The following is a 13,912-nucleotide window of genomic DNA, read 5'->3' on the forward strand; positions in this document are numbered from 1 at the left end:
CATGACTCGCCCGCACCACGACGACCTGGTCCGCTTCGCCACCGACGACGAGCCCGCAGCCGCGCCCCCGTCTGCGCCGCCGTGGAAGCTCCTGATCGTCGACGACGACCCCGAGGTCCATGACGTCACCCGCCTGGCCCTCGCCGGACTCGCCGTCGACGGCCGACCGATCGCCCTGCGCTCGCGCCACAGCGCCGCCGCGGCCCGCGATGCATTGACGGCCGAGCGCGACATCGGCGTGATCATGCTCGACGTCGTCATGGAGTCCGACCACGCCGGCCTCGAGCTGGCGCGGTGGATCCGCGAGGAGCTCGGCGACCCGCACGTCCGCATCGTCCTGCGCACCGGCCAGCCCGGGCATGCACCTGAACAAAAGGTCATGTCCGACTACGACATTCACGACTACCGCGACAAGACCGAGCTGACCGCCCGGCGGCTCGCCACCACAGTCGTCGGCGCCCTCCGCTCGTACCGCGACATCACTGCGATCGCCGCGCTCCACCGCCGCGAACGCGCCCTGAGCAGCGCCACCGCCCGCTTCGTCCCGGCCGGCCTCCTGACCCTGCTCGGGCGCGACGACGTTGCCGCGGCCGCGCTCGGCGACCAGGTCGAGCGCGAGATGACGGTCCTCTGCGTCGACCTGCGCGGCCCCACCGACGCCGCCCCCTTCGCCGCGCTCAACCGCATCTTCGCCGCCATCGTCCCGCCGATCCACGCCCACGGCGGCGTCGTCGACAAGTACCTCGGCGGCGGCCTCGTCGCCGTCTTCCCCGACTCGCCGGCCCAGGCAGTGCGCGCTGCCCTCGCGCTGCTCGCCTGCGCGCGCGACCTCGGCGTCGACCTCGGCGTCGGCGTCCACGTCGGCCCCGTCACTCTCGGCCTCGTCGGCGCCGACGACCGCATGCAGGGCACCGTCGTCGCCGGCGCAGTCCAGCTCGCCAGCCATCTCGAAGGGCTCACCCGGCGCTTCGACGTCGACCTCCTCGTCACCGACGCCGTGCACGCTCGCCTCCCGCCCGACCTCGCCCGCGACAGCCGCCCGCTCGGCAGCAGCCGCGCGCCCGGTCAGCAGCGCCCGCCGGCGATCTTCGAGCTCTTCGCCGCCGACCCGCCGGGCCCGCGCGCGGACAAGCGGGTCACGCGGGACGCGGTCGTCACCGCCGTGCGCGCCATCGACGAGCGACGCATGGCCGAGGCCGAGCAGGTGCTCGCCGGCCTCCTGGGCGAATACCCGCGCGACCGCGCCCTGGCCGTGCTACGCGAGGATTGCCGCCGCCACCGCGCCGCGGTCTCATGATCTTCGACGCCCACCTCCACGTCATCGACCCGCGCTTCCCTCTGGTCCCCAACCACGGCTGGTTGCCCGCGCCCTTCGATGTCCCCGAGTACATGTCCCATGCGACAGATCTCGGTATCACCGGCGGCGCGGTCGTATCGGGCTCGTTCCAGGCCTTCGATCAGTCCTACCTCGAGCACGCCCTGGCCCGCCTCGGCCCGACCTACGTCGGCGTCACCCAGCTCCCGGCCGACGTCGCCGACGCCGAAGTCTTGCGCTTGAACGACCGCGGCGTCCGGGCAGTGCGCTTCAACCTGCGCCGCGGCGGCTCCGCCGACCTCGCCGACCTCGAACCGCTGGCCCGCCGCGTGTACGACCTCGCCGGCTGGCACGTCGAGCTCTACGTCGATTCCGCCGACCTGCCCGGCCTCGCCGCGCGACTGTGTGCATTGCCGCGGGTCAGCATCGACCACCTCGGCCTGTCTGCCGCCGGCTTGCCCACCTTGCTCGCCCTGGTCGAGCGAGGCGTCCGCGTCAAGGCCACGGGCTTCGGCCGGGTCGACTTCGACGTCGCCGACGTGCTGCGCCAGATCGCCGCCGTCGATCACGGCGCCCTGATGTTCGGCACCGACCTCCCCTCCACCCGCGCCCCCCGCCCCTTCACCCGCGCCGACCTCGACCTCCTGCGAGAGACCCTCGGCCCGGAGCTCGCCCGCCGCGCCTTGTGGGACAATCCGATCGCCTGGTACCGCCCCGCGTCGCTCTGAGCCGCGCGGGCTGCATTATCCTTCGCGCAAATCTTCTACCCGCGACCGCCGCGCGCACGTCGGGAGTCGGTGCATCCATCGCATCCTGCGCTCGCGCTCGCGCTTCAAGCATCCGTTGTCGTGCCCCGGCAGCCCATCGCAACACACCCGGCGTCCTCACTCATCCGCGCGTGGCTCCTCGCGCATCAGTCGCATCCTATCCTCGCGCTCGCCCCGCTGTCGTGCGCCCGCAGCCCATCGCACCACACCCGGCGTCCTCACCCCTCCGCGCGTGGCTCCTCGCGCATCAGTCGCATCCTATCCTCGCGCTCGCGCTTCATGCACCCGCCGCCCGCAGCCCATCGCACCACACCCGGCGTCCTCACTCATTCGCGCGCGGATCCTCGCGCATCAGTCGCCCCCTATCCTCGCGCTCGCCCTTCATGCATCCGCTGTCGTGCGCCCGCAGCCCATCGCACGACGCCCGGCGTCCTCACTCATCCGCGCGTGGCTCCTCGCCCATCAGTCGCCCCCTATCCTCGCGCTCGCCCTTCATGCACCCGCTGTCGTGCGCCCGCAGCCCATCGCACGACACCCGGCGTCCTCACCCCTCCGCGCGTGGCTCCTCGCGCAGCGTCCCGTCGATCAATCGCACCACTTGCCCAGGGCACAGCGACACGAAGCGGGCGTCGTTCGTGGCCACCAGCGCCGCTCCGCCTGCGGCCGCGTGCTCGTGCAGCAGCGTCGCCACCAGCGCGCCGCCCTCCGGGTCGAGCCCGTTGCTCGGTTCGTCGAGGATCCACAGCGGCGGCGCGCCGATCGTCGCCGCCGCCAGGTACGTCCGCTTGACCTGTCCGAAAGACAAGGTGCGCATCCGCTGATCCATCACTCGCGCCAAGCCCAGGCGCTCGCACAGCTGCGGGCTCGGCAGCGGCGCTCGCTTGATCGCCGCCACCAACGCCAGCAGCTCGCGCACTCCCAGGTCCGGAAAAGCATCGGCAGTGTCGGGCGCGTAGCCCAGCGCGCGGCGACCGGCAGTCCCGCCGCTCAGCGCCGCACCTGCCACCGTGACCGAGCCGCGGTCCGGCTCGACCAGCCCGGCCGCGATCCGCAGCAGCGTCGACTTGCCCGCCCCGTTCTCGCCCAGGAGCAGCCGCACCTCGCCCGCGGTGCAGCGCAGGTCGACCTTCTCGAGCACGATCCGCGTCCCCAGCCGCTTGCGCACGCCGAACATCTCCAGCACCACCGTCGCACCTTCCTTCGCCATCGCCGGGCTGTTCCATTGAACATGTCCGATCAGCCATACCATCGTGGTCGCCAGCGCCCACCCGAGCACCGCCGTCGTCGGCCACCACGCCAGGGACCCCACCGCCAGCGTCGCCGCCAGCAGCAGCACCAGGACCAGCCGCCCCGGGCCGCGGCTGCCGAATCGCTCGGTCCAGCGCGCCGCCAGCCCGGCGAACACCAGCAGGCTCGCGCCGGCCAGCGCGCCCGCCAGCAGCAGCCGCGGCGCTGCCGAAGGCGCGCGCCCCAGAGCCAGCCCGGCCCCGCAGACGGCCCCGAGCCCGGCTCCCAGCCCCGCCAGCGCCAGCGCTGCCGCCCCTCGCCGCACCTGCGCCGACGCCCCCGCCGTGCGCAGCAGCCACGATGCGGCTTGCTCGATGCGGAGGAGCGGCCCGCTCACCGCCGATCCTGCCACCAATCCTGCCGGCACCATGAATCCGCACAGATAAATCTGCAGCCCCGCCGGGTCGCTCACCTGATTCGTGCCTGCTGCCAGCCACGCCGCCGCCGCCGCCATTGCCATCACCAGCGCCCCGCGGGCCAGCACGGTCGCCTGGCCGCGAGCCACGCTGAGCGCCAGCGCCAGCGCCAGCAGCCACGGCCCGGGCAGCCCGCGCGCCAGCCCGCGCCCCGCTGCCGAGCGCGTCGGAGCCGCCAGCCAGGCCGACCGCAGCGACATCACGGCGATCGGCCAGCTCACCACCGCCAGCACCGGTGACGGAGCCAGCAGCAAGCCCGTCGTCGCCGCCGCCACGATCGCCCACCCGCGGATCCCCGCAGGTCGCGCCAGCAATACGCCGTGACCAGCCAGCGCCCCTCCCAGCGCCCCTGCGGCCGCCAGCGGTCCGCCGCCGACTCCCCACAGGATCGTCCACATCGACTCGGCGACGATCGACAACCCGACGAGGATCGCCAGGTGCCACGTGCGTGGCGCCGGCAACGAGCGCAACCACAAGCTCGACTTCGTCTGCCACACCGCCGCCATGGTCGGCGTCAGCGCGACGAGCCACGCGCCCCACAGCAGCGCGCGCGCCAGCGGTGAAGCCTCGGCCCCCTCGACCACCGTCTTGGCCGACAGTCCGTTGCCGCCGAACAGCAACCCTCCGACGGCCAGAAGCCCGACGTACACCGGCAGACCGCGGCGCAGCGCCTCCGCGCCGGCTGTCAGCGTGAGCGCTCGAGCCAGCGCCCAGGCGGCCGGCAGTTCGGCGAGAGCACGTCCGGCCGTCACGCGCCTTGCCATCGCAGGGCCCACGCCGCCTGTCAATGCCGCGCAGTCCTCCCCGCCCCGCACAATTCCTCCCCACCGCGTAGTTCCTCCCCGCCCCACAGGTCCTCCCCGTCCCGCAGTTCCTCCCCGCCGCGCGGCGTACTTCACGCGGAGTCACTGCCAGGCCCACGAGGCGACGATCTCGTCCCGTCGAAGCCGACCACCCAGGCGCAGCGGCGACATGACGCGGTGGACGAGCCCGCAGGGCCCAGCTCGGCCCCCCGCAACTCTCCCGTCAATACAGGTACACCGCCCCCGTGCGCGGGCCGTAGTTGTTGCTCTGGTCCCCGCCCACGCCCGTCGCCAGGCTCGCTTCGTCGGAGGTGCCCACGGCCAGGGTCGTCCCGTCTCCGGACAGCGCCAGCGCCACCCCGAAGCGATCTTTCTCGTCCGAGTTGGGCGACTTGACGTAGCTCTGCAGCTGCCACGATCCCGGCGCGCGGCGGTACACGAACACCGCCCCCGAGTCCTTGCGCGAGTTGTTGGATGGATCGCCGCCGACTCCCACGTCCGTCCCGTCCTCGCTCGGGGCACCGACCGCCAGCGTCGAGCCATCGGCAGACAGCGCCAGGCTCGTTCCGAAGCGGTCCGGCTCGGTGTCGGGCGCCTTGACGTACGCCTCGCGCACCCAGGACCCACCGGCGCGCGCGAACAGGTACACCGCCCCCGCCTCGGGCACGCTGTTGTCGGTCTCGTCGCCGTCGATGCCGGTCGCCGCGCTGCCTTCCCTGTCGGCGCTGACCGCGATCGTCTGCCCGTCCTGCGAGATCGACACGACCCCGCCGAAGAAGTCGCTGGCGTTCGCGTTCCACGCCTTGAGGTACGCGCGCTGCGACCACTCCCCGTCGCCGTCCGCCGTGAACACGTACGCCGCGCCGCTCCACGGGGCCGCGTTATCGTGCGGGGAGTCGTCCTCGCCTGCGACGCCGCTGTCCTCGCCCGGCGCGCCGACCACCAGAGTGCGGCCATCGCCCGCGAGCGCCACCGAGGACCCGAACCCGTCCTCCGTCTCGGCGTTCGACGCCTTCACGAACTCGCGCTGCGACCAACCGTCCTCGCCGCGGGCGAACACGTACACTGCGCCCGACACCGGCGCCGCCGAGTCCGTCTGGAAGCCGTCGACCCCGGTCCCGCTGCTGCTCTCGCCCGGAGCGCCCACCGCCAGGACGTCGCCGTCGGTCGACAACGCCAGGCTCGCGCCGAACCACGCATCCGGCTTGGTGTTCGACGGCTTGACGTACGCCTGCTGCGACCAGCTGTTGCCGTTGCGCGCGAACACGTAGACGGCCCCGGACGTGGGCGCGCTCTCGTCGCCGGCGTCGCCGTCGATGCCGAAGGCCCCGCTGTCCTCGTCCCAGGCGCCGATCGCCACCACCTCGCCGTCGCCGGAGATCGCCACCACGCCGCCGAACTGGTCCTGCGGCCCCGGGTTGAACGGCTTGAGGTACGCCTGCTGCGTCCACGTCTGCCCCGCTCGCACGAACACGTAGGCCGCGCCCGCCTCCTTGCAGCCGTTGTCGGACGCGTCGCCGTTGACCGCAGACGCGCAGCTCGACTCGAGCGACGCCCCGACCACCAGCGTCTCGCCGTCGGCCGAGAGCGCCACGCTCTGACCGAAGTAATCGTTCTTGTCGGGGTTGCTCGCCTTGAGGTAGCCGACCGCCGCGACCATCGCCGACGTCACGCGGACCGCCTCCGAGTCGGAGCAGCCGATTTCGTTGCAGGCCCGCACCACGTAGCTCGCCCCCGCCTGGAGGTGCAGCGGCATCGCCAGCGACAGCGAAGTGCCCAGGAGCTCGTCGGCCAGCACGACCTCGCCAGTCTCGCCGCCCTGCTCGATCAACTGATAATGGCGAGCTCCGGCGCTCGGCGACCACGTGAAGTCGAACTGCTTGATCGCCGAGAAGCCCAGCGAGAGGACCGGCGCGTCCGGCAAGCCCTCGTCCGCCGAACCGGTGACGGTCATCACCGGGTCTGGCAACTCCCCGGAGGTGCTCGCGGCGTCGTCCTCGGCCGGCGCGCTCGTCGACTCGCCGTCGCCGCTGGTGTCGGTGTCGCTGTCGGTCTCGGCAGCGTCGCCTTGCGCGACACCCTGCGGAAGACAGCCGAGGATGCAGGCAGAGAACAGGGAAAAGCGCAGATAGATGGACACGATCAACCTCCCGGACGCCAAAGGCGATAAGGCGCACTCGCCGAGCCCGGCAAAACAGCCGGCCCGCCACGTTCGACGCGCGCCACGAGTACGGGCGGTCCGTCGATTCATCGCAGGTCTAGCACGCGCTCAATCACCGCCACAAGCCGCCGCGCACGAATCCAGCCCCGCACTGACGTGAGTCGCCGACGCAACTCCGCTTGGTACCTCCATCGATTCCCAACTGCAGTTGGCAAGTCCAGCACCGATCACCAACCGCAGTTGGCTGGCGAGCCGAGCCCGCCTGGTCTACGCTGCGCTCATTCGTCGACACCGCGACTGCGACGAATATCGCCTCCATGCATTACTCGATCGCCACCCCCACACCCAGCCGGCCGGCAGCGCTCCGACACGCCCCGCCCGCACGCGGAGGTCCGCCAAGACGTGGCCTCAGCGACCCGGCCGCCGTCGACAGCCCCCGCACCTCCGTCCCCGCAGCGCCTCGACACGACGACGAACCCGCGATCCTCGAGGCCCCACGTCCCGCCCCTCGAGCAGGACCCTCCGAAGCAGTCACCGGCGTGGCGTCCGCCCCGCGCGAAACCGCTCGCTCTAGATGCCGCGTCTTGCGCAGTCGTTGGACGGCGCTTTTTGCGCAGCCGCCGCAGCCGCCGCCAACGTAGCTACGACCCGTTTGCGGCGCCATTTTCAAAATTATGCGCGGCGCCCGCAGCGCGATTGCTTCTCGCCGTGGGCACATCATGCAGGGGGTCACGGTGCCTCACCCGTTCCGACAGAGGAAGCCATGCGTGATCACAACGAGACCCATCAATCCCCCGACCATCGGGAGCACCCGAACCTCCCGCTGGGGATGACCGCCGCGGATGACGCCCCGTTTACGGTCGCGCCCAGCTTCTCTCCGTGGGGCGGCGACAACTTGGAGGAGTTCGAAGAGCACCCGTGCTTCTGGTCCTAGCTGGCCTTGGGGGCAGGTCCTGCGGACCAGGCTCGCCTCGCGAGCCCGGCGCGTGAATTCCAAGGCGCGCCCAGCGGCGGCGCGAAATTGCCACAAAAGCACTGTAAGTCGCCGCGGGGGGTGCCTGGACGATTGACAAGCGGCGGTCGGTCGGAGGAATTGGGGCCGTGCCGCCCGTCACGCCCCTCACCATGCGCATTCGCCGCGCCTTCTCCCGACTTTTCGATTCGCGGCGGATCGGTCGCAGCATCGCTCTTTGCGCTGCGCTGTCCGTGCCGTTCGTCGCCTGCACCTCGCTGACCCTCACTCGCCTGAACTCGGCGCAGAAGAAGCCCAACAACGTGTGGGTGTTCTTCACCGTCGAACAGAACGAGGAGCCGGTCGCCGGCCTCCAGGCCGAGGACTTCCAGATCTACGAAGACGGCGACCTGGTCTCGACCTACGAGAGCAAGCAGGTCATTCAGAACCCCGAGGTCGCCGCGGTCATGTACACCATGCTGCTGCTCGACGTGTCCGGCTCGGTGTCGGAGTCGGGCTCGGCTGACCAACTCGTCGACGCCGCCCAGCTGTTCACCGACCGCGTCGGCAAGACCCAGAAGGTCGGCGTCTACGCGTTCGACGGTGAGAAGGAGCTGCACTCGGTGACGCCCTTCACCGAGTCGGAGGGCGCCGTGTCCGGCGGCCTCGATGGCCTCCGCACCTACAAGCCCAAGGACCCCTCGACCAACCTGCACGGCGCGGTCATGGAGGGCCTCAAGGAGCTCAAGAAGTCGCTCGACAAGGAGAAGAAGCCGCTCAAGTTCGGCACCCTCGTCGTGTTCACCGACGGCACCGACCGCGCCGCCCGCTTCAGCCGCGAGGACATGAAGCAGGAGCTGCTCAAGGAGCAGTACAAGGACTACGAGATCTACGCGATCGGCGTCGGCGCCGAGATCAAGAAGGCCGGCCTCGGCGACATCGGCCGTGACGGCACCGAGCTCGCGACCGAGCAGGCCGGCGTCAAGACCGCCTTCGAGAAGGTCGCCGACCGCATCGAGCGCCACACCAAGCGCTTCTACCTGCTGTCGTACTGCACCCCGGCGCGCAAGGGCACCCACACCGTCCGCATCGTCGCCAACAGCAAGAACCCCAAGGGCTCCGGCGACCTCGAGTGGGACTTCAACGCCGACGGCTTCGGCCCCCCGCCCGACTGCGACCCCAACACCCCGCCCGTGTTCCCGCTCAAGACCGGCGAAGTGGTCGACACCGGCAAGATCCAGGGCGACAGCGGCGGCAGCGGCAAGGTGAAGGTCAAGGCCTCCGCCTCCGCCTCCGCCTCCGCCAACTGAGCCGCTTTGCGGCCTGACCGCCGCACCCTCCCGAACGGGCATGTCTTTAAAAAAACATGCCCGTTCGCGCATGTGCGAACGGGCATGTCTTTCCAGACATAGACGCACGCACGCCCGACCTCGCGCCGAGATGTCCTTTCGGACATCTTGATATCCGACACTCAGCCGCCGAGGCGGCGCGCGAGCTGGTCCTCGTACAGCGACGGCGGGTCGAGCACGCCGACCTGGCCGGGGCCCTCGACCCAGTCCTCGGGCGCGGTCCCGGCGGCGTCGGGCGACTCCAGGCTGGTCTCGACCGTGAGCTGCGGCCCGACCCCGATCACGTAGCCGTGGCCGAACTGGCGCGAGCGCACCACGCCCTTGCCGCTCGCGTTCCACACGGCCGACTGCGTCGCGCTGTGCCCGGCGCCGCTCGACCACGCCAGGCGGTTGACCGCGCCCCAGCCGTCGTCGACCACGCTCTGGTCGAGCAGGTTGGCCGTCGCCAGCGAGTGGTGGAACTCCGACAGCCCCACCGTCCCGAACTCGCTGCCCATCAGCGCCACCGCCTTGCCCTCCGACGAGTGGACCCGCAGCCACACGATCCCGGTCGCGCCGAAGCCCCAGTTCTGCACGAAGTTGTGCCGCCCCGCCCGCGCCACGCAGTCGCGCACCAGCACCTCGCCGCTCTGCATCACCTCGAACAGGTAGCCGTTGCCGCCGTCGCCGCGGTGCTGCGCCAGCTCGAGCGTGCTGTCGGCGACGGTCACTCGCGCGCTGCGCTGGATCGTCAGCCCGCCCGACTGCAGGTGGCGCCCGGCGCCCTTGCCCTCGCCCGGCGCGCCCGGCGACACGAACGACTTCACGCCCGTCACCCACGCGTCGCGCACCCCGAGCATCGCCACCGCGTACACCTGGTCCTGCGACCACGCGTCCTCCCAGCCGACCGCGTTGGCGACCCCGACGTCCATCAGCGCCACCTCGCGGAGCAACCCGGTCACCGGCCGCACGCTGGCCTGGTCGCGCACCAGCGCCGGATAGCGCAGCGGCACGTCGATCTCGACCGCGCCGCTGCCCGGGTCGACCGCGGTGACGGTGCGCCAGAAGAACGGCTGCCAGGAGTCGTTGAAGACCATCCAGGTGCCGTTCATCTCGTGCTCGGTGACGAAGGCCGGGGAGATCTGCCAGCCGATGGCGATCTCGTCGCCGACCTTCAGGCCGCTGGCGTCGGCCACGGTGATCGTCCGCGCGCGCACCTGGCCGTCCTCGGCCAGGGCGACGTCGGCCCCGAGCTGCGGCGCGCCGGCGAAGGTCAAATGTGCCTCAAAGGACATGTCCGAAAAGGCAGTGAACCACAGCCGGCTCTGCTCGGCCCCGACGCCGGCGATCACGGTGTTCGAGGCCTTCACGGTGAGCCGCCCGTCGACCCGATAGAGCCCCGCCGGCAGCCGCACGACCGCCCCGCCGGCCTCGGCCGCGGCGTCGAGCGCGGCCTGCAGCGCCGCGGTGGCGTCGCTCATGCCCGTCGCGTCGGCCCCGTGGTCGCGCACCGCGTCGATCGTCAGCGCCGGCAGCTCGCTGCCCGGCGCCGCCGTGGCCAGGCGATAGCCCGCGTACGAGAAGTCGTGGAGGAAGCGCCCGTCCGGCCCGCTGAACTCGGGCGTCCAGTCCTCGGGATAGAGCTCGCTGCGCCAGCCCACCACCGGCTCCCCGGTCGTGCTGCTCGCGTCGGTCGTGCTCGTGGTCGTCGACGTCGGCGATGTCGTGGTGCTCGTCGCCTCGCCCGTGTCGGTCGGTGACTCGCTCGTCGCCCCGCCGGTCGTGGTGCTCGTCGCCTCGGTGCCCGCGCCCGTGCTCGGCCCCTCGGCAGTCGACGTAGTCGCGCCAGTGCTGCCGTCCCCGCCACCACACGCCACGAGCCACACCAGCGACGCACCCACGAATCTGCGCATGATCCCCAGCTTGCCCGACCAGCGGCCTCAACAATACGCAGGGCGATCGTCGCTGCCTCACGACCTCTCCGTCCGCGGATGCCCGATCGGACATGCTCTTACGGACATCTCCCGCGGGCCGGCCGACCGCGGCCGCGCGACCCCAGCGAACAGCGGCCGGTTTCACGCGCCCACCCATTGTCGTCGATCTCACAGGCGCGGGAACTTTCCCCGTCCTCGATCGTGACACCCTGCTGCGTGAGCCGTCCCAGCGTGACCCCTGTCGTACCAGCCGTCGCCGAGGTGGTCGCCCGTTATCGCGGCCGGGTCGTCGACGTGCAGCACGTCCGCTGGAGCGAGCCGCCGGCAGTGTCCCCGGCCGCCTTCCTCGGCGGCGGCGCGACCCTCCTGCTGCTCGGCTTCGCCCTCGCCCTGCACGGCCTGGCCCAGGTCGAGGCCGCGGCGCAATGCGAGCTGCCGCCCTGTCCCGGTGGGGGCGTCGGCGCCGGCCTCGGCGCCTTCCTGATCGCCGCCGGCCTGCTCCCGCTGGTCGTCGGCCTGGTCCGCTGGCGAGACCGCACCCGCGCCCGCTACACCATCGGCGAGGCGCCCGGGACCGACTTCACGGTCGCGGTCCCCGGCGCCCCGGCCGAGGGCGTGCCGCTGATCATCGCCCTCGAGCAGGGCTTCGTACTCGGCCTCCCGCCCGGGGTGCGCGGCACGATCGACGGCGACAGCCCGATCGACCTCGCCGAGGCGGCCGCGCAGGGCCGGCGCTCGCTCGCCCTGCCCGCGGGCGCCAGGGCCGTCGTGGAGCTCGGCGCGCTGGCCTTCGAGATCTCCCAGGTCGCGCCCGCCGACGCGCCACACAATCCGCTCGACTTCGACCGCCTCACCTGGCTCAGTCACATCGGCGCGGCGCTGCTGGTCGGCGGCTGGGTGTGGTGGATCGATCACTCGCCGGTCGCCACGATCGAGCTCGACCACGAGGCGCAGATCGAGCTGGCCGCCCGCTACATCACGCCGGCGCCGCCGAAGAGCGAGCAGACCCCGCAGCCTCCGCCCGTCACGACCCCGCGAGTCGCCGCGGCACGCCCGGTCGAAAAACCCGCGCGCCCGCCGGAGCCCGCGCCCGAGCCCGAGCCGCCGCCCGTCGGCTTCGCAGTCGACGAAGCCAGCGGCCTGGTCGCCCCGTCGTCACCGGCAGCGTTCGCCCGCCGCCCGAGCAAGGCCAACGTCGGCTCGCGCTTCGATCGCCGGTTCGACTACGACCGCGTCGCCGGAGCCCTCGGCGACCCCGGCTTCGTCAACGCGGTCGAGGACTACACCGTCAACATGAAGGACGGCCAGCGCGCCTACAAGAACGCCACCGACGACGCCTGGTGGGCCCAGGCCACCGGTGGTCCGCCGCGCACGAGCAAGCACTTCGGCGGCCTCGAGCTCGCCGAGACCGAGCGCGGCGGCGGCCTGCACCCCGACAAGCCCGAGCCGAAGAAGGGACCTGTCTCTCAGGTCACCTTGACCGCCTCGCAGGGCCTGCCGCCGCCGACCAAGGAAGAGCGCGCCGCGAACCGACTCATCGCCCGGCTCCACATCGACGGCCCGACGATCACCGGCGACGCCGGCCTCGACAAGATCGAGCTGAAGCAGTACGCGCGCAAGCGGTCGGGCCCGTGGCGCGCCTGCTACGAACAGGCGCTGGTCAAGGACCCCGAGCTCGCCGGCATCATGCAGTTCCAGGTCCACTTCGACGCGACCGGCAAGGCCACCCTCGCCCGCGTCAACTGGTCGACCCTCTCGATCGGCAAGATCGAAGCTTGCCTCGCCAAGGCCTCGGTCGGCTGGAAGCTCCACACCTCGCTGCCCAAAGAGACCAAGGCGGTGTTCGAGCTGCAGTTCGAGGCCCACACCCACTGAGCGTCAGCGGGCGATCATCCCCTCGTCGACGAAGAAGCGGTACCACGCGCGCACGGCCGCCGGCAGGTCGCCGGGCTGAAAGCCGAGCTCCTGCTGCGCGCGCGTGGTGTCGGCGCGGCGCTGCATCGTCAGCACGAACACCGCGCCGGGCGTGAGGTGCTGCGGCACGTTGGGGAACAGCTTGGCCATCGGCTTGGAGATGGTGCGCGCCACCGCCGACATCACGCGCGGCGACAGGGCGATCGGCCGCCGGTCGGTCCCGATCTGCTCGGCGAACAGCGCCACCATCTCGTCCATCGTCACGTAGCGGGTGCTGAAGATGTAGCGCTGACCGGTGCGCCCGCGCTCCATCGCCAGCACGTGCCCGCGCGCCAGGTCCTCGGTCGTCACCGCCTCGTAGCCGCCGGGGATGATCGCCCGCAGCTTGCCGCGCGAGAAGTCGATCATCGCCTTGCCCGTGCGCGACGGCAGATAGTCGTACGGCCCGACCACCCCCGTCGACACCGCGATCACCACGTCGAGCCCGTCGGCGCACGCCTGCAGCACCTCGTGCTCGGCCAGCACCTTCGTGCGCGAGTAGGGCATCCACTCGACGAACGGATAGAACGGCATGTCCTCGTTGCACGGCCTCTGCGGGTCGTCGGGGTCGAAGCCGATCGTCGAGAACGAGCTGGTGTGGACCACTCGCGCCACCCCGGCCCGCTGCGCCGCCCGCAGGACGTTGCGCGTGCCGATCACGTTGATCTTCCACAGGTCGCGCATCTGCGGCTCGGTCGGGCTCAGCACCGAGACCTTGGCCGCGGTGTGATACACGCGGGTGCAGCCCTTGACCGCGCGAGCCACCGCGTCGGCGTCGAGCAGGTCGCCCTCGATGCGCTCCACCTGCAGACCCTCAATTCCCCGATTGTTGTGCCGAGGATGCACGAGCACTCGCACATCCTCGCCCGCGGCCAGCAGATGTCGCACAAGGCTCGCACCGACGTGGCCGCTGGCGCCTGTCACCAGGGTCTTGCCGTTGGGAGGCGTCGGAACACTGCTCTGAGGGGTCGTCATGGCGCGCAACGAGACCACGGC

The 13,912-nt window shown here is 71.6% G+C and carries 9 protein-coding genes; 5 read left to right on the plus strand and 4 right to left on the minus strand.

Annotated features, from left to right (window positions below; genetic code table 11):
- The first annotated feature begins 1 nt into the window (after nucleotide 1).
- Entirely contained in the window at nucleotides 2-1,297 is a 1,296-nt protein-coding gene (locus OV090_RS21585) for a hypothetical protein (RefSeq protein ID WP_267705926.1), read from the plus strand.
- Complete coding sequence (locus OV090_RS21590) at nucleotides 1,294-2,043, plus strand: amidohydrolase family protein (RefSeq protein ID WP_267705927.1); 750 nt, start codon at nucleotides 1,294-1,296, stop codon at nucleotides 2,041-2,043. Before OV090_RS21585 ends, OV090_RS21590 begins: the two co-directional genes overlap by 4 nt.
- Nucleotides 2,044-2,626: 583 nt before the next feature.
- Here OV090_RS21590 and OV090_RS50785 read toward each other — a convergent pair.
- Together OV090_RS50785 and OV090_RS21600 are read right to left on the minus strand one after the other, a co-directional pair.
- Nucleotides 2,627-4,537: an ABC transporter ATP-binding protein gene (locus tag OV090_RS50785; protein ID WP_267705928.1), complete on the minus strand. Its 1,911-nt coding sequence runs from the start codon at nucleotides 4,535-4,537 to the stop codon at nucleotides 2,627-2,629.
- 274 nt (nucleotides 4,538-4,811) lie between these two features.
- Nucleotides 4,812-6,728 carry a hypothetical protein gene (locus OV090_RS21600; RefSeq protein ID WP_267705929.1) on the minus strand — a complete coding sequence of 639 codons (1,917 nt, stop codon included), beginning with the start codon at nucleotides 6,726-6,728 and terminating at the stop codon, nucleotides 4,812-4,814.
- A 784-nt stretch (nucleotides 6,729-7,512) separates the two neighbouring features.
- Between OV090_RS21600 and OV090_RS21605 the strand changes: the two genes are divergently transcribed.
- Entirely contained in the window at nucleotides 7,513-7,683 is a 171-nt protein-coding gene (locus OV090_RS21605) for a hypothetical protein (protein ID WP_267705930.1), read from the plus strand.
- A gap of 272 nt (nucleotides 7,684-7,955) precedes the next feature.
- Nucleotides 7,956-9,011, plus strand: a complete 1,056-nt coding sequence (locus OV090_RS21610; RefSeq protein ID WP_267705931.1) for a VWA domain-containing protein — start codon at nucleotides 7,956-7,958, stop codon at nucleotides 9,009-9,011.
- Nucleotides 9,012-9,172: 161 nt separating this feature from the next.
- On the opposite strand, the gene OV090_RS21615 is transcribed toward OV090_RS21610, so the two are convergent.
- Entirely contained in the window at nucleotides 9,173-10,942 is a 1,770-nt protein-coding gene (locus OV090_RS21615; RefSeq protein ID WP_267705932.1) for a glycosyl hydrolase family 28-related protein, read from the minus strand.
- A gap of 252 nt (nucleotides 10,943-11,194) precedes the next feature.
- Between OV090_RS21615 and OV090_RS21620 the strand changes: the two genes are divergently transcribed.
- Nucleotides 11,195-12,838 carry a hypothetical protein gene (locus OV090_RS21620; protein WP_267705933.1) on the plus strand — a complete coding sequence of 548 codons (1,644 nt, stop codon included), beginning with the start codon at nucleotides 11,195-11,197 and terminating at the stop codon, nucleotides 12,836-12,838.
- 3 nt (nucleotides 12,839-12,841) lie between these two features.
- On the opposite strand, the gene OV090_RS21625 is transcribed toward OV090_RS21620, so the two are convergent.
- The gene (locus tag OV090_RS21625) at nucleotides 12,842-13,891 is read right to left on the minus strand and encodes an NAD-dependent epimerase/dehydratase family protein (RefSeq protein WP_267705934.1); all 1,050 of its coding nucleotides are present in this window, start codon (nucleotides 13,889-13,891) and stop codon (nucleotides 12,842-12,844) included.
- Nucleotides 13,892-13,912 lie beyond the last annotated feature (21 nt).

It is taken from the genome of Nannocystis sp. RBIL2 (genome assembly GCF_026626745.1).
Classification (GTDB): Bacteria; Myxococcota_A; Polyangia; order Nannocystales; family Nannocystaceae; genus Nannocystis.